Genomic DNA, 26,576 nt, shown 5'->3' with positions numbered 1-26,576 from the left:
TGGACCAGTCGAGAGGCCGTGCCCGACGTCAGTTGTCGCCCTTGACGCCGTCGCAGCTGGTTTCCTGGGCGGCGCATATGCCGCGCACCCACATCCGCTTCTCGTCCTGCGGCGTGCCGTAGCCGATCTGCGCCCATTCACCGAGGCAATCGGTGACGGCCAGCCAGTCCCTCGGATGGGAGAGTTCGCCGAACCTGTAGACGACCTCGGACGTGGGATCGGGCTTCGCGAAGCCCTTATAGGTCTGGAGGCCGAAATAGATGGCCCGGCCCGGGATCCAGCCCGTCACGTTCAGGGGCACCTCCTCGACGTCGTCCTCCTTGACGGTCTGCACGTAGACGTTCGCGATCCGGAACCAGCCGCCATCGGCTTCGACGATCGAGAATTCCGGCCCGCGCCCGGAAAAGAGGCCGCCCTCGTAATCGACCGCGGGCGGCAGCCGGCCGACGATCGGGGCCCCGGGCGACGGGCCGGCCCGCACCGGCACTCCCCCCGCCTCCGTGACGATCGACCATCCGCCGATCGTGCAGCCGTTGGGTGCTGCCGCAGCGACGGCGGGCATCATCCCGATCGTCAGGACCGAAATCGCAAGCAGAGATCGGGTCATCGAGCGCAGTCCGGGGCGTGGCGCAGCCGTCGCGCGACACCCTATGGGACGCGCCGAGCAACGCAATCCACCGTTCCGGCGGAGATCGTCGTCCGGCGCGAAGTCGTCGTCCCGTGTGCGGACGGGCCCCGGACACCCGGATTCCCGTGCGCGCGGGGCATCGCATCGTCGCCGGGCGCGGGCGCCGCCCGGCGGGGCGGTCCGGGGACTTCGCGCGAGGCGGGCTCCCCCGAAGCCGTGCCCGATCGCATCGCAACCGGGCACGGCTTCAGAACTTCGACTTGAAAGTCTTTGGCTTCAAAGTCTTCGGCTTCGAAGCTTTTTCCCTCGACGAGCCGGTGCCCGCCTCGCCGGAAGAGGCTCTAAGCAGACTTGCGTTGGCAGGCCAACGCTTCGCCCGCTTAGGTTCTTGTTTTGTCGCAGATTTTTGGCGCCGAACCGGTAACCACTTCGGCGAAATCTGCTTAGAACTTGCCGCCGAGGCCGACCGAGCCGCCCGAGCCGATGGTCGGCGAGAAGCCGCCGTTGCTGCCGCTGGGGCCGCCCTCGCCCTCGATCTCGTCGCGGCGGATGCGGCGGGGCGGAGCGCTCAGGGTGTCGCCGGACGCGCGGGTGCTCGTCGGGACGTTGAGACGGCGGGTCGGCTCGGTCGCGGCCTGCGCGAGGTCGCCGTTGCTGCGGGCCGGCAGCTTCACGTCGCCGCGCAGGGAGGGCGGCGGACCGACATCGCCCGCCGGCAGCACGCCGCCGACCTGGCCGAGGGGATTGTTGATGCAGCCGCCCGCGAGCGCGGCCACGGCCGCGACGAGGCAGGCTCTGGACAGGACGGACATCGGCACTTCCCACATCTGACGTCAGGGGCGCTCCCGCATCGAACGGGGCGCGGCGTTGCAGGAAGCTCTAATGGCCGGGGCCCCCGAAGGCCAGCGGCCCCGCTCGTCCGCCGGGGAACTCCGGCGCTTTGCCGGGCTTTCGTGCCTGGCGGCAACAGACGAAGGGCGTTTCCCCGTGATCCGAAACCTGATCTTCGACATCGACGGGACCCTGCTCGACAGCGTCGACCTGCATGCCGCGGCCTGGGCGGAGGCCTTTCGCCACTTCGGAATCGCGGTCTCGCCGGACGAGGTCCGCGGCCAGATCGGCAAGGGCGGCGACCAGCTGATGCCGGTCTTCGTGCCGAAGGAGCGCCTGGAGCGCGACCGCGAGACCATCGAGACGTTCCGTTCGACGTTGTTCACCGACGAGTACCTGCCGAAGGTCCGGCCCTTTCCCGGCGTGCGCGCCCTGTTCGAGCGCCTGAAGGCGGAGGGACACGTCCTGGCGCTCGCCTCCTCGGGCAAGGCCGACGAGGTCGAGCGCTACCAGGAGATCGCCGGCATCCGCGACCTCGTCGACGTCGCGACCAATTCCGACGAAGCCGACCGCTCGAAGCCGCATCCGGACATCTTCGAGGCCGCCCTCGGGAAACTCGGCCATCCCGCCAAGGGCCAGGCCGTGGTGATCGGCGATTCGCCCTACGATGCCGAGGCCGCGGTGAAGGCCGGGCTGCCGGTGATCGGCGTCCTGTGCGGCGGCTTCCCGGAGGCGCAGCTCGGCGAGGCCGGCTGCATGGCGATCTATCGCGACCCGCAGGACCTGCTGGACGGCTACGACAGCTCCATCCTGAGGCGCGGATTGCCGTAGGGGCGCCGGCGGGGGGATGTCTTGCCGGATGGGATCCATCGTGCGAATCGTGCGGATCTCGTGCCGACAGGATACGGTTCATTGCCCGGCCCGCGCCGCCTCGCCGCCCTGCCCCTGGTCTCCCTGGCCGTCGGCCTGCCGACGTCCGTCCTCGCGCAGCAGCCGGCGCCCCCGAGCGCCGACGCCTCGGACTTTGCCCGGATGGAGGCGGCCCAGAATGCCGCCAACGCCGTCGCGGGCCCCCGCACGGTGCCGGGCCGGCGCATTCCGGTGCCGGGCACGGTGAGCCCCGAATTCCAGGCCGCGATCGCGGCGCCCTACCGGGTGCCGGCCTGGAACGCCGATCCGGGCAGCGCCGCGGAGTGGAAGGCGCTGGTGGCCAAGCTCGCGGCCCAGACCGCCGCGCCGCTTCCGGCCCTGCGCGAGCGCCTCGGCGTCGTCTCGACCCCCGAGGTGATCGGCGGGGTCAAGGCCTGGATCGTCGCCCCCAGGGAAGTGCCGGAGCGCAACCGCCACCGGCTGCTCGTCCACATCCATGGCGGCGGCTATGTCTACAACCCGGGCGAGGCCGGCACCCTCGAGGCGGTGCTGATGGCGGCCTTCGGCGGCTTCACGGTGATCTCGTTCGATTACCGCATGCCCCCGGACGCCCCCTACCCGGCGGCGATGGACGACGCCATGGCGGTGTGGAAGGCCGCGCTCGCCCTGCAGCCCGCCGCCAACATGGCGGTGTTCGGCACCTCGACCGGCGGCGGCATGGCGCTGGCGCTGATGCTGCGGGCCAAGCGCGAGGGGGTGCCGCTCCCGGCCGCCATCGCGCCGGGCACGCCGTGGTCCGACCTGACCGAGACCGGCGACAGCTACAAGGCCAACGAGTGGCTGGACAACGTGCTGGTCTCCTACGACGGCGTCCTGACCCGGGCGGCGAAGCTCTACGCCGCCGGCCGCGACCTGCGCGACCCGCAGCTCTCGCCGATCTACGGAGACCTGCGCGGCCTGCCGCCCACCATCCTGACCACCGGCACCCGCGACCTCTTCCTGTCGAACACCGTGCGCACCCACCGCAAGCTGCGCCAGGCCGGGGTCGAGGCGTCGCTTCAGGTGTTCGAGGGCATGAGCCATGCCCAGTACCTGTTCAACCCGGACGCGCCGGAGACCCGCGAGGCCTTCGGCGAGATCGCGGCCTTCCTCGACAAGCATCTCGGGACCGAGCCCAGAAAACCGTGAGGACGGCGTGAGGGGCGCCCTGCGCGCGCCTCACGTCCGCCGAGACGGACTCACGCGGCCCGCACATTGTCCAGGAAGCGGTGCACCTCGGCCGAGAGGTGCTCGGACTGGCGCGACAGCTCGGAGGCTGCCGACAGAACCTGGCTCGCCGCCGCGCCGGTCTCCTCGGAGGCGTGGGCGACGCCCGTGATGTTGTGGGTGACCTCGCTCGTGCCGGAGGCGGCCTGGCTGACGTTGCGGACGATCTCCTGCGTCGCCGCGCCCTGCTGCTCCACCGCCGAGGCGATCGAGACCGCGACCGTGCTGATCTCGCGGATCCGCCCGGTGATCGCCCCGATGGCCGAGACCGCCTGATCGGTCACGCCCTGGATCTCGCCGATCTGGCCGGCGATCTCCTCCGTCGCCTTGGCGGTCTGGTTGGCCAGTTCCTTCACCTCCGCGGCCACCACCGCGAAGCCCCGCCCCGCCTCGCCGGCCCGGGCCGCCTCGATGGTGGCGTTCAGCGCCAGCAGGTTGGTCTGGCTCGCGATGTTCGAGATCAGCCCGACCATGTCGCCGATCCGGGCCGACGTGGTGCGCAGCGCCTGGACGAGCTGGCCGGTCTTGTCCGCCTCGCCGACCGCCGCCTGGGCCAGACCGGCCGAGCCCTGCACCTGGCGGCCGATCTCCTGCACCGAGGCGCCGAGTTCCTCGGCCGCCGCCGCCACCGTGCCGACATTCGAGGCCGCCTCCTCGGCCGCGGCCGCGACCGCGGTCGATTGCGAGGCGGTCTGCGTCGCGGTCGCGGTCATCGTGCCGGCGGTTGCCTGAAGCTCGGTGGCCGAGGAAGAGACCAGGCCGACGATCCCGCCGACGGCCCGCTCGAACCCGTCCGCCAGCTCCACCATCGTGCGCTTGCGCTCGGCGGCGGCGGCCGCGTCGGCCACGCGGCGGATCTCCGCCTGCTCGGCCGCCTTCTGGGCGACCATGGCCTTGATGCCGTCCACCGCGCGCCCGACGGCGCCGATCTCGTCGCCGCGGGCGGCCTCCTTGATCTCGGCATTGGTCTCGCCCGTCGCCATGCGCTGGAGCACCCCGACGAGGCGCCCGAGGGGCCGCGTGATGCCGAAGACCACGATCAGGATCGCGACCGACAGCGAAGCCAGCAGGGCCAAGACCGCGGATGCGGCCAGGACCAGCCCGGCAGAGGCCGCGGCCTGGTCGGCCTTGTCGCTCGCCTGCTGGAACTCCACGGTCAGCAGGTTGATGCGCGTCTGCACGAAGTCGCGGACCTTCCGCCGCAACGGCGAGGCATCGACCAGCAGGATCTTGCCGGCCGCGTCGTTCTGGTTCTTCAAGCCCAAGGCGTTCGCCCGCTCGGAGATCGCGAAGAACTCGTTCAAGGTCTCACGCAGCCCCGTATTCGCGGCCTTGCGCTCCGGCGTATCGGACAGGGCGATCAGCGTGTCGGCGCTGGCGAGAGCGGATTTCTTCGCGGCATCGTAGCGCTGGACGTAGCCGGCCATCTCCTCCTGGCGGAACTCCATGGCCAGGTTCCGGCTCAGGACGCTGGCCTCGGTCGCCGTGATCTGCACGTTCATGATGTTCTGGAGACGGGCGGCCTGCACCTCGACCAGCTGGCGCGTCTGCACGGCCATCTGCGCCAAGTTACTCCGAGCATAGACGACGAGTCCGCCGGCGACGCCCGCGACGATGACGAGTGGCAACGTGGCCTTGATCAGGATGCGCGTATTGCCGAGGAGGTTCATCGACATGGCCCGGGTAAAGACTAAGGATTAGAAACACATCAGAAACGGGTTAATAAATTCTGAGACTCTGCGACAATTCGATGACTGCGGCGGCTTAACAAGTTAAGCGCAAATCGACTCTGAGAATAAATACCGTTTCGATTGGAGAGAATGGAGATGGAGGTGGGCCATGGCGGATGCCGCTCCCCGCCTCGGGAGACGCCGCTCACGGCCGGGCAGGCTGCCTGTCGCGGATCCACGCCGAGGCGTCCGCCGCCACCCCTTCCCGCGCCTCGGCCACCGTCATGGCCCGATAGGCCTGGACGGCGGCGCCCGCATGCTCGGGCGTGAGGGCGGCGCCGGCGCGGGCGCGCAGGAGGGCGCCCAGGGTCGCGAGCCGCAAGCCCGCCGCGCGGACGACCAGGGCTAGGGCCGCCGGGTTCGCGGCGCGATACGCGGCCTGTGCCCGCTCCGGCGAACAGCCGGCGAGGTGGGCGAGACCCAGGATCGCCTCGGCGATCCGGCCTTCGGCGAGCCAGAGGCGGATGTCGGGTTCCTCGAGCCCGAGGCGGACCCGCAGGGCGACCGCCTCGACGGCGCGGCGGGGCGGCCCCTGGCGCTCGGATGGGCGAGGCCGCACCAGGGCGTCGCGTTGGGCCGGACGCAGGCCGGGACGCGCCGCGAGCCCACGGGCGAGGCCGTCGCGGTCCTCCATCCGCTCCGACAGCAGCGAGAGCGCGGCGAGCGAGAGCCGCGCGCCGGCATTGCGCAGCAGCGTGCCCATCACCGCCTCGTCGCCCCGGTCGGCCAGGATGTCGGCGACCCGGGCCGCCACGGTCTCGCGCCGGGCGATGGCCGCGAGATGCACCGGCCCCCGGCTGCGGGCGACCTGCATCAGCACGGTGTCGGGCAGCGCGGCGCAGCGCGCGAGCACCGGCACCGCCACGCTGGGCTCGGGATCGCAGGCAAGGAGCCGCGCGAGCCGGCGCGGCGGGCGGGGCAGCGGGCCGAGCCGCCGGGCGAGGCGCCCGCGCGCCTTCGTGCCGGCGCCCGCCGCCAGCACCGTCATCACCTCGTCGAAGGCCCCGACCTGCGGGATCGAGAGCTGGCCGGCCCGGGCCACCAGGAGGTCGGCGACGCCGTCGAGGACCTGGGCCGCGTCGCCGACACGCTCGGCGGCGTCGACGAGATCGGCGAGCGCCGCGGCGGCGGATGCTCGCGGCGGGGTCGTCACGGGTCGGGGGAGAGCGGCCGACGCCATCGGGCGAAACAATCCTGTCGCGAACGCTGCGGCAACCTTAAGGGGCCGATGGTTACCCGCGGCTTATACCCTCGGCCTCGGCATCGACGCATCAGCGCCGACCCCCGTTCGAAGGCGCTGCGGTCCTGGCGCGTCGCGGCGTTCGGGAATCCCGCCCTTGCCCTTTCCCCGAAACCTGCTATAGGCGGCGCCTCGCGTTCGCTCCGGCCGGGGGCTGAACGGACGGCGGCGGGTCTCCCACCCGCCGCAGGGGCTCGCCCCGTCGTCCCGTGTCTCCGCCTTCGAACAACCGCTCGGGCCTTTGCAGGCTCGAAGGGCTTGGCGCCGTGCGACGCGAGGACGAACCGGCCCGACACCCGACACCGCTTTGCCGCGTTATCAGGTCGAGGGCCTAGTCTCCCTGAGAAAGGCCCATCATGGCTCTGTACGAGCATGTGTTCCTGGCTCGCCAGGACGTGACCTCGCAGCAGGTCGAAACGATGATCGAGACCTACAAGTCCGTCATCGAGCAGAACGGCGGCAAGGTCGAGAAGACCGAGATGTGGGGCGTGAAGTCCCTCGCCTACCGCATCCGCAAGAACCGCAAGGCGCACTTCACCCTCCTGAACATCGACGCTCCCCCGGCGGCCCTCGCCGAGATGGAGCGCCAGATGCGCATCTCCGAGGACGTGCTGCGCTTCATGACCGTGCGCGTCGAGGAGCTCGAGTCCGAGCCGTCCGCGATGATGCAGAAGCGCGACCGCGACGAGCGCAAGGACCGTGAGCGCGGCCGTCGCCGTGACGACGACGGCTTCGGCGGCGGCTTCGGCGGCGGTGACCGCCCCGAGCGTGGCGATCGCCCGGACCGCGGCGACCGTCCGGAGCGCGCCGAGCGCGCCGAGCGCAACACGAACGAGGAGCAGTAAGCCATGGCTTTCGGTGCTGGTGGCGGCGGTGGCCGTCGTCCGTTCTTCCGTCGGCGCAAGACCTGCCCGTTCTCGGGCCCCAACGCCCCGAAGATCGACTACAAGGACGTGAAGCTGCTCTCGCGCTACGTGTCCGAGCGCGGCAAGATCGTGCCCTCGCGCATCACCGCGGTGTCGGCCAAGAAGCAGCGCGAGCTCGCCCAGGCGATCAAGCGCGCCCGCTTCCTGGGCTTCCTGCCCTACGTGATCCGCTGATCATTTGACCAATCAACCCGGCGGCAGCGCGCCGCCGGGTCGCTGGGGCGAAAAAAGTCGCCTCTAACCCCGCCCTGACCGGGCGGCGGGACAGCGGACAGGGTTTCATGCTTCGTCACACCGGCATCGGCGTCGTCGCCGGCCTCGCCTCGGCGCTCCTGATCGGGGTCGTCGTCCAGGCGACGCCGCTCGCGCTCGCCCTTTACCTGCTCGCTCCGCTGCCGATCCTGATCGTGGCGATGGGCTGGAGCCACCGGACCGGCCTCGTCGCCGCGGCGTCCGGCACGCTCGCCCTCGCCCTCGCCGCCTCTCCCCTGCGCGGCCTCGCCTTCCTGGTCTCCACCGCCCTCCCCGCCTGGTGGCTCGGCTACCTCGCCCTCCTCGGCCGCACGCGGGCCGACGGCGGCATGGAATGGTACCCGACCGGGCGGCTGCTGGCCTGGGTCGCCGTCACCGCCGCCATCGCCCTCGTCGTCGTGGTGATGCTCTCGTCCGGCGACCATGCCGCCTACCAGGAGCGGGTCCAGCGCCTCGCCCGGGGGATGCTGCAGCTCCAGCTGCAGGAAACCCCCTCCCGCGGGGCCGGCCTCGACGAGGACGACCTCGCCCGGATCGCCGAGCGGGTCGCCGGCCTCGCCCCCGCCATCATGGCGACGACCTTCACGTTGCTCCTGACCTTCTATCTCTGGGCCGGCGCCCGTGTGGTGCAGATCTCCGGCCGCCTCGCCCGGCCCTGGCCGGACCTCGCCGCGACCGCTTTGCCGCGGCGCGCCCTGTGGGGCCTCGCCGCCGGGGCGATCCTGGCGGTGGCGCCGGGCTATGCCGGCGCCTTCGGGGTCGCGCTCGTCGGCGCCTTCGCGGCCGCCCTGGCGCTCCAGGGCCTCGCGGCGATCCACGACCGCAGCCGCGACAAGCCCGGCCGCACGCCGCTCCTGATCGGCCTCTACGTCCTGGTTTTCCTCACGCAGGGGGTGGCTCTCGCCGCCCTCGCCCTGTTCGGCCTCGTCGACGCCCTCACGGGCCGGCGCCGGCCCGCCCAGCCCCCGGCCGGTGACCCGACCCCCCGCCGGTGACCTGAGCGACGACGCGAATCCCCGGGCCGCCCAGGCGGTCCGGATCCCCGACGGCGGAGCGAGTTCCGCCATCACCACCCCGGAGGCCCGCGCGGCCTCCCCAGACGAAGGACGACGACGATGGACGTGATCCTGCTCGAGCGCGTGGCCAAGCTCGGCCAGATGGGCGAGACCGTGAAGGTGCGCCCGGGCTTCGCCCGCAACTACCTGCTCGCCCGCGGCAAGGCCCTGCGCGCCACGGAAGGCAACAAGAAGCGCTTCGAGGACCAGCGCGCCCAGCTCGAGGCCCGCAACCTCGAGCGTCGCGCCGAGGCCGAGAAGGTCGGCGAGACCCTGAACGGCAAGAGCTTCGTGCTCATCCGCCAGGCCGGCGAGACCGGCGTGCTGTACGGCTCGGTCTCCCCGCGCGACCTCGCCGAGGTGGTGACCCAGGAGGGCTTCACCATCAACCGCGACCAGTTCAGCATCGCCCAGCCGATCAAGACGCTCGGCCTGCACACCGTCCCGGTCGTGCTGCACCCCGAGGTCGAGGTCTCGGTGACCGTCAACATCGCCCGCAGCCCCGAGGAGGCCGAGCGCCAGGCCCGCGGCGAGTCGGCCACGACCCGCGAGGAGTTCAACCTCGACGATCTCGGCCTCGAGGTCGGTGCCGCCCTGGCCGAGGCCGGCCCGGACGCCGACGATCGCTGATATCCCCATTCTCTCTCCCGCCCACGGGCGGGAGAACCGGGACAGCGGGGACAAGCCCGGCCCTCGGGCTTGACTTGTTCCTACTTTGTTCCAGCATGGCGGGGTCCGCGACGCGAGTCGCGGGCCCCGCCTTCGTTTCGGGAGCCGGCAACGGTTCTCCGGGCAAGGCGCGGTTCAGCAAGGTTTGGTCAAGGATGCCGGTGCGATGGTCGCCGCAGCGGCTATGATCTGACACTCGGACCCCGCGTCACCCCTCTCGCCCGGAGCCCCGCCGGATGGCCATCCCCAGCACCCTGACGGCGAACCTCGAGCCGGTGCAGCAGGAATACCGCGTCGCCCCCCACAACATCGACGCCGAGCAGGCGCTCCTCGGCGCGATCCTGGTCAACAACGACGCGTTCTACCGGGTCTCGGACTTCCTGCTCCCCGAGCACTTCATGGAGGAGGTGCACCGGCGGATCTACGAGGTGTCGATCACGCTGATCAAGGCCGGCAAGCTCGCGAGCCCGATCACCCTCAAGACCTATCTGGGCGACGCCGACCTCGGCGGCCTCACCGTCGGCCAGTACCTCGCGCGCCTCGCCGCCGAGGCCTCGACGGTCATCAATTCCGAGCATTACGGCCGGACGATCTACGACCTGGCGCTCCGCCGCCGGCTCATCACCATCGGCGAGGACCTGGTCAACGGCGCCTACGAGGCCCCGGTCGAGACCTCGCCGCGCGAGCAGATCGAGGCGACCGAGCGCCGGCTCTACGAACTCGCCGAGACCGGCAAGTACGACGGCGGCTTCCAAAAATTCTCCGACGCCCTGACGGCGGCGGTCGACATGGCGGCCAAGGCCTACCAGCGCGAAGGCCGCCTCTCGGGCATCGCCACCGGGCTGTCCGACCTCGACGCCAAGATGGGCGGTCTCCAGGCCTCGGACCTGATCATCCTGGCCGGGCGCCCCGGCATGGGCAAGACCTCGCTCGCCACCAACATCGCGTTCAACATCGCCAAGGCCTATGTCGGCGAGAAGCAGCCGGACGGATCGATCGCGACCAAGAACGGCGGCATCGTCGGCTTCTTCTCCCTCGAAATGTCGGCCGAGCAGCTCGCGACCCGCATCATCGCCGAGCAATCGGGCGTCGCCTCCTACAAGATCCGCCGCGGCGACATCCGGCCCGAGGAGTTCTACAAGATCACCGACGCCGCCCGGGACATGCAGACGATCCCGTTCTACATCGACCAGACCGGCGGCATCTCCATCGCCCAGCTCGCGGCGCGGGCCCGCCGGCTCAAGCGCCAGCGCGGCCTCGACCTGCTCGTCGTCGACTACCTCCAGCTCCTGTCGGGCTCGTCCAAGAAGGGCGACAACCGGGTGCAGGAGATGACCGAGATCACCACCGGCATGAAGGCCCTGGCCAAGGAACTGGCGGTGCCGATCATCGCCCTGTCGCAGCTCTCGCGCCAGGTCGAGGCCCGCGACGACAAGCGGCCTCAGCTCTCGGACCTGCGCGAATCGGGCTCGATCGAGCAGGACGCCGACGTGGTGATGTTCGTGTTCCGCGAGGAATACTACGTGAAGAACAAGAAGCCGCGCGAGGGCACGGAAGAGTTCTTCACCTGGGAGGCCGAGATGAACCGCGTCTACGGCAAGGCCGAGGTGATCCTGGGCAAGCAGCGCCACGGCCCCACCGGCATGGTCGAGCTGCAATTCGACGCCGAGATCACCCGATTCTCGAACCTCGCCCAGTCCGACCGGCTGCCCGACAACCACTGACCTCCGGGCGACGCCTGCCGCAACGGCGCCGACACCCGCCGCGTCGTCCCGGGCCCGCGCAAGCGGAGCCCGGGCCGACACGGTGAGCGGTCGAACGGAAAGCCGAGACGATCGGCAGCCTGACTTTCGGTCACTCGGGCCCCCTCTCGCCCCTTGGCTCCTCCCCCTTGCGGGGGGTAGACCGGGCGCATGCGCGATTCGAGCCCCATCGGCCATGGCGGCCGCCTCACCATCGACCTCTCGGCCCTTCGGGCGAACTGGCGGATTCTCGCCGACGCCGCCGCGTGCCCGGAAACGGCGGCCGTCATCAAGGCCGATGCCTATGGCTGCGGGATCGCCGAGGCCGGCCCGGCCCTATGGCGGGAAGGCTGCCGCACCTTCTTCGTCGCGCACCTGTCCGAGGGCTTGAGCGCACGGGCCGCCCTGCCCGAGGCCGCGATCTACGTGCTGAACGGCTTTCCGCCGGGCAGCGCACCGGCCTACCGGGAGGCCGGCCTGCGCCCCGTGCTCGGCTCGCGCGAGGAAGTGGCCGAGTGGGCGGGTGCGAACCGCGCCGAGGGGACGATCCGCCCGGCGGCGCTCCATGTCGATACCGGCATGAACCGCCTCGGCCTGTCGGTGCCGGAGGGTCTGGCCCTCGCCGGCGACCCGGTCGTCGCCGAGGCCGGCATCGACCTCCTGATGAGCCACCTCGTCAGCGCCGAGGTCGAGCACGATCCCCTCACCGACCATCAGGCCGCCGAGTTCGCCCGGGTGCGCGCCGCCTATCCGGGGATCCGGGCCTCGTTGGCCAATTCCTCCGGCGATTTCCTGGCCTCCTGCCGCACCGACCTGGCGCGTCCGGGCTACGCCCTCTACGGCGGCAATCCGCGGCCGGGGCGCGACAACCCGATGCGGCCGGTGGTGCGGCTCGAGGCCGGCATCCTCCAGGTCCGCGAGGTCGCCTCCGGCGACACCGCCGGCTACAACGCCCGCTGGACCGCCCCGGGACCGCGGCGCCTCGCCACCCTGTCGCTGGGCTACGCCGACGGCTATCCGCGCGCCTCGACCGGCCGCGGCGAGGCGGTGGTCGGCGGCGTGCGCTGCCCCTTCGTCGGCAACGTCTCGATGGACCTGATCATCCTCGACGTCACCGAGGCGCCCGCCGACGCCGTGCGCCGGGGTGCACCCGCGACGCTGATCGGCGACGGGCTCGACCTCGACACGGTAGGGCTCCATGCCGGCACGATCGGCTACGAGATCCTGACCGGGCTCGGGCGGCGCTATGCGCGGGTCTACCGGGACTGACATTCTCCGGGCCATCCCGGGGCTCGCCGAGCGGACACGGGATGCCATCGAGGGTATGAGCCACCTCGAGCGGACGGGGGCACCTTCGAAACTCCGGTACGGCTTCGCTGCGGCCCAGGCATTCCGCCTCTTTCGAAAAGGCGGTTTTGCTCGAGCCCGGTTGGCGCTAGGCTCCCGCCCGGGAATGCCGGGGCCGAAGACCCCGGCGACGGGAGGTTTCGCGCATGGACTTCACCCTCTCCGAGCAGCAGCGCCACTGGCGCGACCGGGTCCGGGCCTTCATGGACGAGCATGTCCGTCCGGCGGTGCCGACCTACAAGGCCGAGACGGAGGCCTTCGGCGCCGATCGCTGGCAGCCGGTGCCGGTGATCGAGCGGCTGAAGCCCAAGGCCCGCGAGGCCGGGCTGTGGAACCTCTTCCTGCCGCCCTCGGCCGAGCACGACGACGGCGATTTCCGCGGCGCTGGCCTCACCAACCTCGATTACGCGCTCTGCGCCGAGGAGATGGGCCGGATCCAGTGGGCCTCCGAGGTGTTCAACTGCTCGGCGCCGGATACCGGCAACATGGAGGTGCTGCACCGCTACGGCACCAAGGCGCAGAAGGAACGCTGGCTCACCCCCCTCATGGCCGGCGAGATCCGCTCGGCCTTCCTGATGACCGAGCCGGACGTGGCCTCGTCGGACGCCACCAACATCGAGACCAAGATCCACCGCGATGGCGACCATTACGTCATCAGCGGCCGCAAATGGTGGTCGTCCGGCGTCGGCGATCCGCGCTGCGCCGTCGCCATCGTGATGGGCAAGACCGACACCAGCGCCCCCCTGCACCAGCAGCAATCGCAGATCCTGGTGCCCCTCGACACCCCCGGGATCGAGGTGGTGCGGATGCTGCCGGTCTTCGGCTACGACGACGCGCCGCACGGCCATGCCGAGGTGGTCCTCAACGACGTCCGGGTGCCGGCCGAGAATCTTTTGCTCGGCGAGGGCCGCGGCTTCGAGATCGCGCAAGGCCGCCTCGGGCCGGGGCGGATCCACCATTGCATGCGGACCATCGGCGTCGCCGAGGAGGCGCTGGAGAAGATGGCCAAGCGCCTGCTGACCCGCGTCGCCTTCGGCAAGCGCATCGCCGACCATTCGGTCTGGGAGCAGCGCATCGGTGAGGCCCGCACCGACATCGAGATGACCCGCCTCCTCTGCCTCAAGGCGGCGGACATGATGGACAAGGTCGGCAACAAGGGCGCCAAGCTCGAGATCGCGATGATCAAGGTCGCGGCCCCCCGCATGGCGCTGAAGATCATCGACGACGCGATCCAGGCCCATGGCGGCGCGGGCGTCAGCAGCGATGCCGGCCTCGCCTATTCCTATGCCCGCATCCGCACGCTCCGCCTCGCCGACGGGCCGGACGAGGTCCATAACCGCTCGATCGCCCGGCTGGAGCTGGCGCAATACGGCAACCGCGAGCGCCCGAAGGCGTAGCGGAAGATCGTCCGCGCGAAGGCCGCGTTCGGGAGAACGGGCTCCCCGCGGAGGCGATAAAAAAGCACGACGATGCTTTTGACGGCGCGGAAGCGGCCTCCGATACTTGGGGTCGACCGCGCCGTTTTCTTGAATGGCGCCGGCTCTTCTTCACCATGGACGAGCGAGGATCCGCCATGACGCAGCACAATCCCGAGCCGATCCGCTTCGCCTATTGGGTGCCGAACGTCTCCGGCGGCCTCGTCATCAGCAAGATCCCTCAGCGCACGAGCTGGGACGCCGACTACAACCGCGAGCTGGCGCGGATCGCCGAGCGGGCCGGCTTCGATTACGCCCTGACCCAGATCCGGTTCACCGCCGGCTACGGCGCCGAATACCAGCACGAATCGGTCGCGTTCAGCCACGCGCTGCTCGCCGCCACCGACCGGTTGAAGGTCATCGCCGCGCTCCTGCCCGGGCCGTGGAACCCGACGCTGGCGGCCAAGCAGGTGGCGACGATCTCGCAGCTCACCGGAGGGCGCATCGCCGTCAACATCGTCAGCGGCTGGTTCTCGGGCGAGTTCCGGGCGATCGGCGAGCCCTGGCTCGATCACGACGAGCGCTACCGCCGCTCGGAGGAGTTCATCCGCAGCCTGCGCGGGATCTGGACGCAGGACAACTTCACCTTCCGGGGCGATTTCTACCGCTACTCCGATTACACGCTGAAGCCGAAGCCGGCCGAGCCTCTCCCCGAGATTTTCCAGGGCGGCTCCTCGCGGGCGGCGCGGGACATGGCGGCCCGGGTCTCCGACTGGTACTTCACCAACGGCAACACCCCGGAGAACATCCGCGCCCAGGTCGACGACATTCGCCACAAGGCGAGCGCCGAAGGCCGGAGCGTCAAGATCGGCGTCAACGCCTTCGTGATCGCCCGCGACACCGAGGAGGAGGCCCGGGCCGTCCTCGCGGACATCATCGCGCAGGCCGATCCGGACGCGGTGCGCGCCTTCGGCCACGAGGTCAAGAATGCCGGCGCCGCCTCGCCGGAGCGCGAGGGCAACTGGGCGAAGTCGAGCTTCGAGGATCTCGTCCAGTACAATGACGGCTTCCGCTCGAACCTGATCGGCACGCCGGACCAGATCGCCGAGCGTATCCTGGCGCTCAAGGAGGCCGGCGCCGATCTGGCGCTTCTCGGCTTCCTGCACTTCCAGGAGGACGTGAAATATTTCGGCGACGAGGTGATCCCGCGGGTGCGGGCCCTGGAGGCGGCGCGGGCCGAACGGAAGGCGGCCGCCTGACGGGCCGCCGCGTCGCGACGATGAAGTGCAATTTAATCGACCCGTCGCGCCGTTGAACCGATCATCGGGCCGCTCGACATGGCGGCCCGGTGATGATCGTCCTTCGCTCCTTTACGGTACTCCTCCTCGCGTTCGCCGCCATGCCCGCCCCGGCCATGCCCGGCGCGGAGCGGACGCGGGTGCTGACCGAACCGGTCTACATCCGGCCGATCTACGGCTCCTACCGCCAGTGCGGCGGCGCCTGCCTCAAGAGCGGCAGCCTGTCGTGGTTCTGCGGCGCGCGCCAGCAATGCAGCCTCGATTGCGCGATCGCACCACCTGTCCGGCGCTGCGCCTCGCCATAGATCGGCAGCACGAGGCAGCCGGAGGCGGACATGACCGAGGCGGATGCAGGACCGATCCACGCCTTTCTCGCCGGTCGCGGCCGGGACGGCAGCGGGCGCGACCTCGCCACGGTGCTGGCCTTCGACGACCCCCGGATCGAGGGCGTGCACGATTTCATCCAGTGGCTGTTTCCGCTCACCGAGCCGAGCCGGGCGGTGCCGGGCGCCCCGGTGCTCCGGCCGGCGGAGGCGGCGGTGATCCGGGCCGATCCGGCAGCACGGGCCGGGCTGCTCGCCGCCCGCGACCGGATGCTGCGCTTCTACGCCGGGACGACGGGCTGGCGGCGGGCCTTCGACCATAACCACCTGCGCATCACCCGCATCCTCACCGCATTGCGCGACCTGGCCGGGATCGACGAGGCGCGGGCCTTTCACGAGGCCGTTCTGCGCCTCGACGACGAGGCGGGCTCCCCGGTGAACCCGGAGAGCCGCGAGTATTGGCGACGCGCCTTGGCCTAGGGAGCGTCACGATCGCGCTGCAATCGCGAAGCTCTCTAAGTCGTTGTTCTGTCGCATTTTCTTCGACGAACCGGCATCCGCTTCGTCGGAAAATGCTCTAGAAGAACGCCTGCAGCCCGGTCTGGGCCCGACCCAGGATCAGGGCGTGGACGTCGTGGGTACCCTCGTAGGTGTTGACCGTCTCGAGGTTCTGGGCGTGGCGCATGACGTGGTACTCGCCCATGATGCCGTTGCCGCCGTGCATGTCGCGCGCCTCGCGGGCAATCGCCAGCGCCTTGCCGCAATTGTTACGCTTGACGAGCGAGATCATCTCCGGGGCCATCCGACCCTCGTCGAACAGCCGGCCGACTCGCAACGAGCCCTGAAGGCCCAGCGCGATCTCGGTCTGCATGTCGGCGAGCTTCTTCTGCACCAGCTGGGTCTGAGCCAGCGGCCGGTCGAACTGCTTGCGGTCGAGGGTGTATTGCCGCGCCCGGTGCCAGCAATCCTCGGCCGCGCCGAGCGCCCCCCAGGAGATGCCGTAGCGCGCCCGATTGAGGCAGCCGAACGGCCCCTTCAGCCCGGAAACGTTGGGCAGGAGCGCCGATTCCGGCACCTCGACGCCGTCCATCACGATCTCGCCGGTGACCGAGGCGCGCAACGAGAGCTTGCCCTTGATCTTGGGCGCCGACAGCCCCTTCATCCCCTTCTCCAGGATGAAGCCGCGGATCTGGTTGTCGTGGGACGGCGACTTCGCCCAGACCACGAACACGTCGGCGATCGGGGAGTTGGAGATCCAGGTCTTGGCGCCCGACAGGCGGTAGCCGCCGTCGATCTTGTCGGCCCGGGTCTTCATGCCGGCGGGATCGGAGCCGGCATCCGGCTCGGTCAGGCCGAAGCAGCCGACGAACTCGCCCGAGGCGAGCTTCGGCAGGTACTTTTTCCGCTGGGTCTCGTCGCCATAGGCGTAGATCGGGTACATGACGAGCGAGGATTGCACGCTCATCATCGAGCGGTAGCCGGAATCGACCCGCTCGACCTCGCGGGCGACGAGGCCGTAGGCGACGTAGGACGCACCGGCGCAGCCGTATTCCTCCGGCAGGGTGACGCCGAGCAGGCCCAGCTCACCCATGGCGTTGAACAGTGAGCGGTCGGTCTTCTCCTCGGCATAGGCCTCGACGATGCCGGGCAGCAGGCGCTCCTGGGCGAAGCTGCGGGCCGAATCGCGGATCAGGCGCTCGTCGTCGGTGAGCTGATCGTCGAGCAGGAAGGGGTCGTCCCACCGGAACGCGCCGCGGGTTCCCTCATGGGGCTTCACCGGGCTGAGGTTGGTCTGGGTCGCGACCGCGGCGGACGGGGGGGTCATGGCGTCTCCTCCTTGCATTTCGGGCGGGACGTTACCGCGGGTGCGCCGCCTCCGCCAGGATGCGAAACCGCATTCCGCACGCCCCAGCCATGCGGGATTGTTCAGGCGCGGCGGGCCTACTTGACCTGCTGCTTGTCGAGCTTGCGGGCGAGCGTGCGCCGGTGCATCCCGAGCCGGCGCGCGGTTTCCGAGATGTTGAAGTCGGTCTCGACCAGGGTCTGGTGGATGCGCTCCCATTCGAGCGTCTTGATCGAGGTCGGTCGCCCGTCGAGGGAGACGTCGACGTCTCCCGCCGCCTTGGAGAACGCCGCCTCGATGTCGTCGGTGTTGGCGGGCTTCGCCAGGTAGTGGCAGGCGCCGAGCTTGATCGCCTCGACGGCGGTGGCGATGCTGGCATAGCCCGTGAGCACGACCGTCAGGATTTCCGGGTCGTGGTCGTGGAGCGCCTTGACGCAGGCCAGACCCGATTCGCCGTTGAGCTTCAGGTCGACCACCGCGTAGGCCGGGGTGCGCTCGGCGAGCAGCGCCTCCAGGGGGGCGAGGCCGGGAAGGCTCACCACCGTGTAGCCGCGGCGCTCGAACGAGCGGGTCAGGGTGGCGGCGAAGCGGTCGTCGTCCTCGACGATGACGAGCAGGCGATCCTCGTCGGCCATCTCACACCGTCAGGCTCGCGAGCGGCAGGCTGATGGTCACGACGGCGCCTCCATAGCTGCGGTTGCGGGCCTCCACGGTGCCGCCGAGCTTGCGCACGACGTTCACGACGAGGAAGAGCCCGAGCCCGCCGCCCAGGCGGCCCTTGCTCGATGTATAGGGCTGGCCGAGGCGCGCCAGCATCTCGGGCGCGAAACCCGGGCCGCGATCGGTGACCGAGAGCCGCAGGGTATCGCCGTCGCGCAGGAGCACCAGTTCGACGAAGGTCGGCGACATGTCGAGGGCGTTGTCGAGGACGTTGAACAACACCTGCTTCAAGGCCGTGTCGGAGACGATCTCCTGGTCCTCGCCGAACTCGTCGCGGACCTGGAGGCAGAAGCAGGAGCGCATCCGGCGCCAGTCGCCGGCAAGCTCGGTGACGAAGCTCCGCACGGTGGTGAGGTGCGGCGCCTCCCCGCGGGCCGCGCCGGCGGCGAGCAGGATGCCGGTGACGATCGCCTTGCAGCGCCCGACCGCCTCCTGCATCTCCTCGATCTCGCGGGCGATATCGGCCGAGGCGGTGAGTTCCGGCATCCGGCGCCAGTCGCCGAGGATCACCGAGAGCGAGGAGAGCGGCGTGCCGAGCTCGTGCGCGGCGCCCGAGGCCAGAAGCCCCATCCGGACGATGTGGTCCTCCTCGGCCGCCCGCTGGCGTAGGTCAGCCAGACGCGCGTCCTGGCGGCGCAAATTGCGCGAGATCCGGGTGACGAACACCGCGATCAGGGCCGCGTCGATCACGAAGCTCACCAGCATCCCGACGAGGTAGAGCCGAAACAGCTCGGTCTCACCCTCGCCCTGGGGCAGTACCAGCGGCCGGTAGGCCAGCATCAGGACGCCGAGCGCACCGGTGGTGAGCGCCACGAGGGCGATCGTCGCCCGACTGCTCAGGAGCACCGCCGCCAGGGTGAGCTGGAGCAGAAACAGCGAGGTGAACGGGTTGGTGGCCCCGCCGCTGAGCGAGAGCTGCACCGTGAGCGCCACCACGTCGAGGAGGAGCGCCACGAACAGCGCCCCCTCGGTGACCGGGCCGCCGCGGGCGATCCAGCCGAGGCTGACGAGGTTGAGGAGGACGAGGCCGGCGAGCACCACCGCCATGGCCCCGAGCGGCAGGGCGATGCCGAGGCCGCCTTGCGCCACCGCGATGGTGACGACCTGACCCGCCACGGCGATCCAGCGCAGCTGCACTAGGAGCAGCAGATTCTGGCGGCCCCCATCCTGGTCGTCGTCGGAGGGCCCCGCCTCGCCGAGACCCGCGAGCGAGCCGATGCCGAGGTGCCGGGCGGTCGCGATCAGCGTGGCGCGGGCGGTGCGGTGCAAGTCAGCCCAGTCGGTCACGAGCGTACAGCCCGCGCGGCCGACCCCCCTCCCCGCTCTGCGGGAGAGGGCTGTACGGGGAGACTTTCGAGACGAGAAGAGCGCGGGCTTCTCCTCTCCCCGCGGGCGGGGAGAGGGCCGCGTGTCCGTTCAGGAGACGCGGCAAGCGCAGGCGCAGCCGAAGCGGGGGTGAGGGGGTCTCGACGCGTGAGGCTCCTTCGGCAGCACCCCCTCACCCTCGCGGCGAACCTGCGGTTCGCTGCTCCCTTCGCCCCCGACAAGGGGGGCGAAGGCCTCTCCCCGCCCGCGGGGAGAGGGGAAACCCGCGCATTTTCCTTCCCTCGGACAGCCCTGGGCGAAGAGGGGAAGGTTCTCACGCGCACGTCCCGTCTCGAACTCATCACGTCGGAAAGACCCGCCTCACCGCTCGCGCAGCAGCCGATAGACCGCATACCCCGCCATCAGGGCGAGCCCGAACCAAGTCAGCGCGTAGATCAGGTGATGGTTGCGGAACGTGACCACGGTCAAGCCGGCGACCGGCGCGCCGGGGGCGTTGGCGGAGGCATCGGCGTCGATGAAGTAGGGCGCCACGTCCGTCAGCCCCTTGGCCGCGGCGATCGCCGCGACGTCGCGGGAGTACCAGCGGTCGTGGGCGGGGTCGTTGCCGCGCAGGAAGCCGCCGCCCGGCTCGGTCATCCGCAGGAGGCCCGTCACCGTGACGGTCCCCTCCCCGTCTCCGGCCGGCGCGCTCCAGTCGGGCGGCACGAAGCCGCGATTGATCAGGATCGTCTCGCCGGCCCGCGTGACGAGAGGCTCGACGAGCCAGGAGCCGGCGCCCTTCTCGGTCAGGGCCATGGTGCGCACGGCGCGGTCCGGCAGGAGATGGCCGGTCGCCGTCACGCGCCGATACTCGTCGGCGTCGCGGGTGATCCTCGGCCAGTCGGCCCGGCCCGGCGCCGGAACCGGGGGGGCGGCGAGCCGGGCCTCGACGCGGGCGATGAGATCGAGCTTCCAGGACCGACGCTCGACCTGCCAGATCCCGAGGGCGACGAATGCCGTCGTCGCCAGGAGGCAGAGCGCCACCAGCAGGAGGCGCTTCGACCGGGGCGGCGGTGCCGTCCCGGCGGGGTTCGTCAGGTCTCGGCCCGTCACCGTCACGGCATGTTGCGCATGTCGCCCGGCGACATCGGCATCATGTTGGTGTTGAGGTGGTACATCACCCAGAGCGAGCCCGAGAGCGCGATCACCACGAGCACGACCGTGAAGATCAGCGCCATCATGGTCCAGCCGCCTTCCGAGCGGGCGTTCATGTGCAGGAAGTAGATCATGTGAACTACGATCTGCGCCACCGCGAAGGCCATGATGACGAGCGAGGTGACGCGGGAATCCGAAAAGACCTCCGCCATCACCAGCCAGAACGGGATCGCCGTCAGGATCACCGACAGGACGAAGCCGGTGATGTATTCCCGCCGGCTGCCGTGGCCGGCCTCGTGGTGGTCGTGGACGACCTCGACGTGCACGTTGTCGGAGACGGGAGCGCGGGCGCTCATTTCAGGGACCCCATCAGGTAGACGAAGGTGAAGACGCCGATCCAGATCACGTCGAGGAAGTGCCAGAACATGCTCAGGCACATCAGCCGGCGGCGGTTGGCCGGGATCAGGCCGCGCTGGTGCACCTGCACCATCAGGGTCACGAGCCAGATCAACCCGAAGGTGACGTGGACGCCGTGCGTCCCGACCAGGGTGAAGAACGAGGACAGGAAGGCGCTGCGCTGGGGCGTGGCGCCCTCGTGGATCAGGTGGGCGAACTCGTAGAGTTCGAGGCCGATGAAGCAGAGGCCGAAGGCTCCCGTGATCGCCAGCCAGCGCTGGGTCATGCGCTGGTCGCCCTTCTCCATCTCCAGCATGGCGAAGCCGTAGGTGATGGAGGAGAACAGGAGCATGGAGGTGTTCACCGCCACGAGCTTGAGGTCGAACAGGTCCGCGCCGGACGGGCCCGCCGCGTAGTTCCGTCCGAGCACGCCGTACGTCGCGAACAGGATCGCGAAGATCAGGCAGTCGCTCATCAGGTAGAGCCAGAACCCGAGCATGGTCCCGCCCTCGGCGTGACCGTGCTCGTCGGCGACGTAGAAGTGCAGCTCGCCGTCGTCCGCTGCGGCCGTGTGTGACTGTGCCATGTCGGGGTCCTCAGGCCTTCACGAGGGCGAGGGTGCGGGTGCGCTCGGCCTCTGTCCGCGCGACCTCGTCGGCCGGGATGTAGTAGTCGCGGTCGTAGTTGAAGGTATGGATGATGGTCGCCGCGATCGCGCCCACGAAGGCCAGGGCCGCGAGCCACCAGACGTACCACACCATGGCGATGCCGAAGACGGTGGCGATGGCCGAGATGATCACGCCCGCGCCGGTGTTCTTGGGCATGTGGATCGCCTTGTAGCCGTCCACCGGACGCTGGTAGCCGCGGCTCTTCATGTCCCACCAGGCGTCGCCGTCATGCACCATTGGCGTGAAGGCGAAGTTGTAGTCCGGCGGCGGCGAGGAGGTCGCCCATTCGAGGGTGCGGCCGCCCCAGGGATCGCCGGTGAGGTCGCGCAGCTGCTCGCGGCGCAGGATGCTGACGGCGAACTGGACGATCATCGCGCCGATGCCGCAGGCGACGAGTGCCGCGCCGAAGGCCGCGATGACGAAGAGCGGCTGGTACTCGGTGCCCGAGAACGAGCTCATCCGCCGGGTCACGCCCATCAGGCCGAGGATGTAGAGCGGCGTGAAGGCGACCCAGAAGCCGACGACCCAGCACCAGAACGAGACCTTGCCCCAGAACGGGTCGAGGCGGAAGCCGAAGGCCTTCGGCCACCAGTAGTAGATGCCGGCGAAGAGGCCGAACAGCACGCCGCCGATGATCACGTTGTGGAAGTGCGCGACCAGGAACAGCGAGTTGTGCAGCACGAAGTCGGCCGGGGGCACGGCGAGCAGCACGCCGGTCATGCCGCCGACGACGAAGGTCAGCATGAAGGCGACGGTCCACATCATCGGCAGATCGAAGCGGATCCGGCCGCGATACATCGTGAACAGCCAGTTGAAGATCTTCGCGCCCGTCGGGATCGAGATGATCATCGTGGTGATGCCGAAGAACGAGTTGACGCTCGCCCCCGACCCCATGGTGAAGAAGTGGTGCAGCCAGACCAGGTAGGACAGGATGGTGATGACGACCGTGGCGTAGACCATCGAGGCGTAGCCGAACAGGCGCTTGCCGGAGAAGGTCGAGGTCACCTCGGAGAAGATGCCGAAGGCCGGCAGCACCAGGATGTAGACCTCGGGGTGACCCCAGATCCAGATCAGGTTCACGTACATCATCGGGTTGCCGCCGAGATCGTTCGTGAAGAAGTTGGTGCCGACGTAGCGGTCGAGGGTGAGGAGCGCCAGCACCGCGCCGAGGACCGGGAAGGACGCGACGATCAGGATGTTGGTGCAGAGCGAGGTCCAGGTGAAGACCGGCATCTTCATCATCGACATGCCGGGCGCCCGCATCTTGACGATGGTGGCGATCAGGTTGACGCCCGATAATGTCGTGCCGATGCCGGCGATCTGGAGCGCCCAGATGTAGTAGTCGACGCCGGTGCTCGGCGAGTAGGCGATGTTCGACAGCGGCGGATAGGCCAGCCAGCCGGTCGCCGCGAACTCGCCGATGAACAGCGACATCATCGTCAGCACGACGCCGCCGGTGGTCATCCAGAAGCTGAAGTTGTTCAGGAACGGGAAGGCGACGTCACGCGCGCCGATCTGCAGCGGCACGACGTAGTTCATCAGCCCGGTGACCAGCGGCATCGCCACGAAGAAGATCATGATCACGCCGTGGGCGGTGAAGATCTGGTCGTAGTGATGCGGCGGCAGGAAGCCGTCGGAGCCGCCATGCGCGATCGCCTGCTGCGAGCGCATCAGCACCGCGTCGGCGAAGCCCCGCAGCAGCATGACGAGCCCCAGGACCATGTACATGATCCCGATCTTCTTGTGGTCGACGCTGGTGAACCAGTCGCGCCAGAGCACGCCCCACAGCTTGTAGCGGGTGACGAGGCCGAGGACGGCGAGGCCGCCGACGGCGACCGCCAGGAAGGTCACCACCACGATCGGCTCGTGGAGCGGCAGGGATTCGAGGGTGAAGCGGCCGAACAGCAGCCGCCACCAATGCGGATAGGTGTCGATCGGGTTGGGTTCGGAATTCATGGCTCAGCCTGGAGTGCAGGTAGCGTCGTCGGGGTCCGGGCCGGCGGACCCGCACGGGGCGGCTCCGGACGGCTCGTCGTTCCCGCGTCGGTGTCGCCGCCGGACCGGTGACCGGCCCGGCGGAAGCGGCTCAGTTCACGCGCGGCGTCGCGTTCGCGGCGGCCGTCTTGGCGGCGTTGCCGAGACCGTAGGCGTCGGCGGGGGTGCAGAGCGCGGTGACGAAGGTCGCCTGCTGGGTCGCCCCGGTGCCGCGGCGGACGGCCTTGTCGTAGGTGAGGCTCATCACGCTGTGCAGGCCCTCGCGGCCGCCGCCGCCGCGGGCATCGATCGCCGCCATGTCGTGCATGCACATCTTGGCGCGGTCGACGCACATGTTGAGGATCGCGTCGTAGAGGTCGGCGTCGACGGTCTTGTAGTAGCGCACCGGCTCCTTCTCGCTCGGGCGCTCGAGCTTCAGGTAGTCGGCCCGGTCGAGGCCGCCGCCCTCCTGCTTGACCTTGGCGACCCAGGCGCTGAACGCGCCCTCGTCGACGCCCTTGAAGGTGAAGCGCATGTGCGAGAACCCGGCGCCGCTGTAATTGGCCGAGAAGCCCTCGTAGTCGCCGGCCTTGTTGATCACGGCGTTCAGCCGCGTCTGCATGCCCGGCATGGCGTAGATCTGGCCGGCGAGCGCCGGGATGAAGAGCGAGTTCATCACCGACGAGGAGGTGATGCGGAACTCGATCGGCCGGTCGACGGGGGCGGCGACCTCGTTGAGCGAGGCGATGCCCTGCTCGGGGTAGAGGAACAGCCACTTCCAGTCGAGGGCGACGACCTGGATCACCAGGGGCTTGCCCGAGACCATCGGATCGCCGACGCTCGACACGATCGGCTTCGAGGCGCTGATGCGGGTGACCGGCCGGTAGGGATCGAGCAGGTGGGTGCCGAGCCAGGTCAGCGCGCCGAGGGCGACGATGATCAGGAGCGGCGCCGACCAGATCACCACCTCGAGACCGGTCGAGTGATGGAAGTCCGGGTCGTAGACCGCCTTCTTGTTGCCCTCGCGATAGTGCCAGGCGAAGGCGATGGTGAGCGCCATCACCGGGACGATGATGAGGAGCATCAGCACCGTGGAGGCGATCAGCAGGTTACGCTGTTGCAGCGCCACGTCGCCCGACGGCGAGAGCAGCACCATATTGCATCCTCCGGTGAGGAGGATGAACGGAAGTACGAGGAGGAGGCGCAAGTGTTTCACGGGCAGCCCGGACGATCAGCTTTCGGCTCCTGTCGTGTACGCCCGCCGGCCCCCTTGCGGGATTGGACGTTTTGTCCAGGCCCCCAGAGGGCCGGTTCTCCTCTAAGGAAGGGACCTTCGTAGAGTGACGAAGCAGGATTCCGATATGGCCACGATCACGGCGGATCCCGCCGCCGCCTCCTCCTCCAAGCCGGAACGGGACGCCCGCCTGGTCTCGTCGGAGCCGGGACACGTCGCCCCCGGCGAGATCGCCCTCGGGGTCATCATCGGCCGCACGTCCGAGTTCTTCGACTTCTTCGTGTTCGGCCTCGCCTGCGTGCTGGTCTTCCCGCGCCTCGTGTTCCCGTGGGCCGACGCGGTGACCGGCACGCTGTATGCGTTCGGGCTCTTCGCCCTCGCCTTCGTGGCGCGCCCGATCGGCTCGGTGCTGTTCATGGCGATCGACCGGCGCTACGGCCGGGCCACCAAGCTCACCATCGCGCTGTTCCTGCTCGGCCTCTCGACCTGCCTCATCGCCTTCCTGCCGGGCTACGAGACGATCGGGCACTGGTCGGCGGTGCTGCTGGCGGCCTGCCGCATCGGCCAGGGCCTCGCGCTCGGCGGCGCCTGGGACGGGCTCGCCTCGCTGCTCGCCCTCAACGCCCCGAAGAACCGCCGCGGCTGGTACGCGATGCTGCCCCAGCTCGGAGCCCCAGTCGGCTTCATGCTGGCGAGCGGGCTGTTCGCGTTCTTCCAGCTCCAGCTGTCGGATGCCGACTTCATGGGCTTCGGCTGGCGCTACCCGTTCTTCGTCGCCTTCACGATCAACGTCGTGGCCCTGTTCGCGCGGCTGCGCCTCGTGGCGACCGAAGAATTCCGCCGCCTGCTCGAGGCCGACGAGCTCGAGCCCGAGCCGGTCGTCGACACGGTGCGGGCCACCGGCCGCAACATCGTGGTCGGCGCCTTCGTGCCGCTGGCCTGCTACGCCCTGTTCCACCTCGTGACGGTGTTCCCGGTCAGCTGGATCAACCTGTTCACCGGCCGCTCGGTCGGCGAGTTCCTGATGGTGCAGTTCGCCGGCGCCGTCATTTGCACGATGACGATCGTCATGTCGGGCCTGATCGCCGACCAGATCGGGCGTCGCTCCACCATCGCCCTCGCCGCCGCGCTGATCGGCCTGTTCGCGCTCGGCAGCATCATCGCCCCGCTGCTGTTCGGCGACAGCATGCCCGGCCAGACGATCTTCGTGGTGGTCGGCTTCGCGCTGCTCGGCCTCGCCTACGGCCAGAGCTCGGGCGCCATCGCGGAGAATTTCGGCACCAAGTACCGCTATACCGGCTCGGCGCTGACCTCGGACCTCGCCTGGCTCGTCGGCGCGGGCTTCGCGCCGCTGGTCGCGCTCTACGCGTCGAGCCATCTCGGGCTGCCGTGGGTCGGGGTGTACCTGCTGTCGGGTGCGGTCTGCACGCTGGCGGCGCTGGGGCTCAACCGGCGGCTGGGTACGACGGCTTAACGCAAGGTAAGTCGATCGGAGCGCGGGATCCCCTCTCCCGAGTGGGAGAGGGGTAGGGGCGATCGAAGATCGCGCAGGGTGGCTCGGCTTCCACAATGACCCTGAACAGTCGAGCTGCCAGCACGACGGTCACAGCTTCATACGGAAGCGTATCACCCTCACCCCTGACCCCTCTCCCACACGGGAGAGGGGATCGCGCTTTTTCTTGAAACGTT

The 26,576-nt window shown here is 69.7% G+C and carries 25 protein-coding genes; 13 read left to right on the top strand and 12 right to left on the bottom strand.

Annotated features, from left to right (window positions below; translation table 11 throughout):
- Positions 1–28 precede the first annotated feature (28 nt).
- Together miv_RS09975 and miv_RS09970 are read right to left on the bottom strand one after the other, a co-directional pair.
- Positions 29–562, bottom strand: coding sequence for an SH3 domain-containing protein (locus miv_RS09975; protein ID WP_207182495.1), 534 nt, complete (start codon positions 560–562; stop codon positions 29–31).
- A gap of 509 nt (positions 563–1,071) precedes the next feature.
- Complete coding sequence (locus tag miv_RS09970) at positions 1,072–1,440, bottom strand: hypothetical protein (RefSeq protein ID WP_048425541.1); 369 nt, start codon at positions 1,438–1,440, stop codon at positions 1,072–1,074.
- A 178-nt stretch (positions 1,441–1,618) separates the two neighbouring features.
- Here miv_RS09970 and miv_RS09965 point away from each other — a divergent pair, with 178 nt between their 5' ends.
- Positions 1,619–2,290 carry an HAD family hydrolase gene (locus tag miv_RS09965; RefSeq protein WP_244749046.1) on the top strand — a complete coding sequence of 224 codons (672 nt, stop codon included), beginning with the start codon at positions 1,619–1,621 and terminating at the stop codon, positions 2,288–2,290.
- A gap of 81 nt (positions 2,291–2,371) precedes the next feature.
- A complete protein-coding gene (locus miv_RS09960; RefSeq protein ID WP_058619305.1) occupies positions 2,372–3,517 on the top strand; it encodes an alpha/beta hydrolase in 1,146 nt (381 codons plus the stop codon).
- A 50-nt stretch (positions 3,518–3,567) separates the two neighbouring features.
- On the opposite strand, the gene miv_RS09955 is transcribed toward miv_RS09960, so the two are convergent.
- Entirely contained in the window at positions 3,568–5,265 is a 1,698-nt protein-coding gene (locus miv_RS09955) for a methyl-accepting chemotaxis protein (RefSeq protein ID WP_207182492.1), read from the bottom strand.
- 205 nt (positions 5,266–5,470) lie between these two features.
- A complete protein-coding gene (locus tag miv_RS09950) occupies positions 5,471–6,505 on the bottom strand; it encodes a DUF2336 domain-containing protein (protein ID WP_207182490.1) in 1,035 nt (344 codons plus the stop codon).
- A gap of 416 nt (positions 6,506–6,921) precedes the next feature.
- On the opposite strand from miv_RS09950, the gene rpsF reads away from it, so the two are divergent.
- From rpsF to miv_RS09900, 10 genes are all read left to right on the top strand, one after another.
- Complete coding sequence (rpsF, locus tag miv_RS09945) at positions 6,922–7,410, top strand: 30S ribosomal protein S6 (RefSeq protein WP_048431271.1); 489 nt, start codon at positions 6,922–6,924, stop codon at positions 7,408–7,410.
- 3 nt (positions 7,411–7,413) lie between these two features.
- Positions 7,414–7,665, top strand: a complete 252-nt coding sequence (rpsR, locus tag miv_RS09940) for a 30S ribosomal protein S18 (protein WP_012332436.1) — start codon at positions 7,414–7,416, stop codon at positions 7,663–7,665.
- Between the two features lie 107 nt (positions 7,666–7,772).
- On the top strand, positions 7,773–8,738 hold the full coding sequence (locus miv_RS09935) for a DUF2232 domain-containing protein (RefSeq protein WP_207182489.1): 966 nt from the start codon (positions 7,773–7,775) through the stop codon (positions 8,736–8,738).
- A 120-nt stretch (positions 8,739–8,858) separates the two neighbouring features.
- Entirely contained in the window at positions 8,859–9,428 is a 570-nt protein-coding gene (gene rplI, locus miv_RS09930; RefSeq protein ID WP_048461103.1) for a 50S ribosomal protein L9, read from the top strand.
- Between the two features lie 275 nt (positions 9,429–9,703).
- Entirely contained in the window at positions 9,704–11,191 is a 1,488-nt protein-coding gene (locus miv_RS09925) for a replicative DNA helicase (protein ID WP_058618431.1), read from the top strand.
- Between the two features lie 189 nt (positions 11,192–11,380).
- Positions 11,381–12,478 (top strand): alanine racemase, encoded by a 1,098-nt coding sequence (alr, locus tag miv_RS09920; RefSeq protein ID WP_207182487.1) that lies wholly within the window; start codon positions 11,381–11,383, stop codon positions 12,476–12,478.
- A 224-nt stretch (positions 12,479–12,702) separates the two neighbouring features.
- Positions 12,703–13,953 (top strand): acyl-CoA dehydrogenase family protein, encoded by a 1,251-nt coding sequence (locus tag miv_RS09915; protein ID WP_207182485.1) that lies wholly within the window; start codon positions 12,703–12,705, stop codon positions 13,951–13,953.
- Positions 13,954–14,129: 176 nt separating this feature from the next.
- Positions 14,130–15,230, top strand: coding sequence for a dimethylsulfone monooxygenase SfnG (sfnG, locus tag miv_RS09910; RefSeq protein ID WP_207182483.1), 1,101 nt, complete (start codon positions 14,130–14,132; stop codon positions 15,228–15,230).
- A 92-nt stretch (positions 15,231–15,322) separates the two neighbouring features.
- Positions 15,323–15,574: a hypothetical protein gene (locus miv_RS09905; RefSeq protein WP_048425772.1), complete on the top strand. Its 252-nt coding sequence runs from the start codon at positions 15,323–15,325 to the stop codon at positions 15,572–15,574.
- A gap of 30 nt (positions 15,575–15,604) precedes the next feature.
- Positions 15,605–16,072: an opioid growth factor receptor-related protein gene (locus tag miv_RS09900; RefSeq protein ID WP_207182481.1), complete on the top strand. Its 468-nt coding sequence runs from the start codon at positions 15,605–15,607 to the stop codon at positions 16,070–16,072.
- 97 nt (positions 16,073–16,169) lie between these two features.
- Here the strand turns inward: miv_RS09900 and miv_RS09895 are convergent, their stop codons facing one another.
- The 8 genes from miv_RS09895 to cyoA form a co-directional block, all read right to left on the bottom strand.
- The gene (locus miv_RS09895; protein WP_244748936.1) at positions 16,170–17,417 is read right to left on the bottom strand and encodes an acyl-CoA dehydrogenase; all 1,248 of its coding nucleotides are present in this window, start codon (positions 17,415–17,417) and stop codon (positions 16,170–16,172) included.
- Positions 17,418–17,533: 116 nt separating this feature from the next.
- Entirely contained in the window at positions 17,534–18,070 is a 537-nt protein-coding gene (locus miv_RS09890; RefSeq protein WP_048425770.1) for a response regulator transcription factor, read from the bottom strand.
- 1 nt (position 18,071) lies between these two features.
- The gene (locus miv_RS09885; RefSeq protein ID WP_425312978.1) at positions 18,072–19,397 is read right to left on the bottom strand and encodes an ATP-binding protein; all 1,326 of its coding nucleotides are present in this window, start codon (positions 19,395–19,397) and stop codon (positions 18,072–18,074) included.
- Positions 19,398–19,841: 444 nt separating this feature from the next.
- The gene (locus tag miv_RS09880; protein WP_425312968.1) at positions 19,842–20,573 is read right to left on the bottom strand and encodes an SURF1 family protein; all 732 of its coding nucleotides are present in this window, start codon (positions 20,571–20,573) and stop codon (positions 19,842–19,844) included.
- A gap of 2 nt (positions 20,574–20,575) precedes the next feature.
- Positions 20,576–20,971: a cytochrome o ubiquinol oxidase subunit IV gene (cyoD, locus tag miv_RS09875; RefSeq protein ID WP_207182479.1), complete on the bottom strand. Its 396-nt coding sequence runs from the start codon at positions 20,969–20,971 to the stop codon at positions 20,576–20,578.
- Entirely contained in the window at positions 20,968–21,597 is a 630-nt protein-coding gene (gene cyoC, locus miv_RS09870) for a cytochrome o ubiquinol oxidase subunit III (RefSeq protein WP_048425768.1), read from the bottom strand. Before cyoC ends, cyoD begins: the two co-directional genes overlap by 4 nt.
- A 10-nt stretch (positions 21,598–21,607) precedes the next feature.
- On the bottom strand, positions 21,608–23,635 hold the full coding sequence (cyoB, locus tag miv_RS09865; RefSeq protein WP_207182476.1) for a cytochrome o ubiquinol oxidase subunit I: 2,028 nt from the start codon (positions 23,633–23,635) through the stop codon (positions 21,608–21,610).
- 130 nt (positions 23,636–23,765) lie between these two features.
- A complete protein-coding gene (gene cyoA, locus miv_RS09860) occupies positions 23,766–24,869 on the bottom strand; it encodes a ubiquinol oxidase subunit II (protein WP_207182474.1) in 1,104 nt (367 codons plus the stop codon).
- A gap of 145 nt (positions 24,870–25,014) precedes the next feature.
- Between cyoA and miv_RS09855 the strand changes: the two genes are divergently transcribed.
- On the top strand, positions 25,015–26,361 hold the full coding sequence (locus tag miv_RS09855) for an MFS transporter (protein WP_207182473.1): 1,347 nt from the start codon (positions 25,015–25,017) through the stop codon (positions 26,359–26,361).
- The last annotated feature ends 215 nt before the right edge of the window (positions 26,362–26,576 follow it).

Source organism: Methylobacterium indicum (assembly GCF_017347565.1).
Taxonomy (GTDB): Bacteria; Pseudomonadota; Alphaproteobacteria; order Rhizobiales; family Beijerinckiaceae; genus Methylobacterium; species Methylobacterium indicum.
The sequence above is the reverse complement of the archived record's forward strand: the minus strand, read 5'-3'. Positions and strand labels throughout refer to the sequence as shown.

Coding starts and splice junctions, on each gene's coding strand:
- miv_RS09975 (WP_207182495.1), bottom strand. CDS start 562: ATGCCCGCCGTCGCTGCGGCAGCACCCAACGGCTGCACGATCGGCGGA.
- miv_RS09970 (WP_048425541.1), bottom strand. CDS start 1,440: ATGTCCGTCCTGTCCAGAGCCTGCCTCGTCGCGGCCGTGGCCGCGCTC.
- miv_RS09955 (WP_207182492.1), bottom strand. CDS start 5,265: ATGAACCTCCTCGGCAATACGCGCATCCTGATCAAGGCCACGTTGCCA.
- miv_RS09950 (WP_207182490.1), bottom strand. CDS start 6,505: ATGGCGTCGGCCGCTCTCCCCCGACCCGTGACGACCCCGCCGCGAGCA.
- rpsF (WP_048431271.1), top strand. CDS start 6,922: ATGGCTCTGTACGAGCATGTGTTCCTGGCTCGCCAGGACGTGACCTCG.
- rpsR (WP_012332436.1), top strand. CDS start 7,414: ATGGCTTTCGGTGCTGGTGGCGGCGGTGGCCGTCGTCCGTTCTTCCGT.
- miv_RS09935 (WP_207182489.1), top strand. CDS start 7,773: ATGCTTCGTCACACCGGCATCGGCGTCGTCGCCGGCCTCGCCTCGGCG.
- rplI (WP_048461103.1), top strand. CDS start 8,859: ATGGACGTGATCCTGCTCGAGCGCGTGGCCAAGCTCGGCCAGATGGGC.
- miv_RS09925 (WP_058618431.1), top strand. CDS start 9,704: ATGGCCATCCCCAGCACCCTGACGGCGAACCTCGAGCCGGTGCAGCAG.
- alr (WP_207182487.1), top strand. CDS start 11,381: ATGCGCGATTCGAGCCCCATCGGCCATGGCGGCCGCCTCACCATCGAC.
- miv_RS09915 (WP_207182485.1), top strand. CDS start 12,703: ATGGACTTCACCCTCTCCGAGCAGCAGCGCCACTGGCGCGACCGGGTC.
- sfnG (WP_207182483.1), top strand. CDS start 14,130: ATGACGCAGCACAATCCCGAGCCGATCCGCTTCGCCTATTGGGTGCCG.
- miv_RS09905 (WP_048425772.1), top strand. CDS start 15,323: ATGATCGTCCTTCGCTCCTTTACGGTACTCCTCCTCGCGTTCGCCGCC.
- miv_RS09900 (WP_207182481.1), top strand. CDS start 15,605: ATGACCGAGGCGGATGCAGGACCGATCCACGCCTTTCTCGCCGGTCGC.
- miv_RS09895 (WP_244748936.1), bottom strand. CDS start 17,417: ATGACCCCCCCGTCCGCCGCGGTCGCGACCCAGACCAACCTCAGCCCG.
- miv_RS09890 (WP_048425770.1), bottom strand. CDS start 18,070: ATGGCCGACGAGGATCGCCTGCTCGTCATCGTCGAGGACGACGACCGC.
- cyoD (WP_207182479.1), bottom strand. CDS start 20,971: ATGAGCGCCCGCGCTCCCGTCTCCGACAACGTGCACGTCGAGGTCGTC.
- cyoC (WP_048425768.1), bottom strand. CDS start 21,597: ATGGCACAGTCACACACGGCCGCAGCGGACGACGGCGAGCTGCACTTC.
- cyoB (WP_207182476.1), bottom strand. CDS start 23,635: ATGAATTCCGAACCCAACCCGATCGACACCTATCCGCATTGGTGGCGG.
- miv_RS09855 (WP_207182473.1), top strand. CDS start 25,015: ATGGCCACGATCACGGCGGATCCCGCCGCCGCCTCCTCCTCCAAGCCG.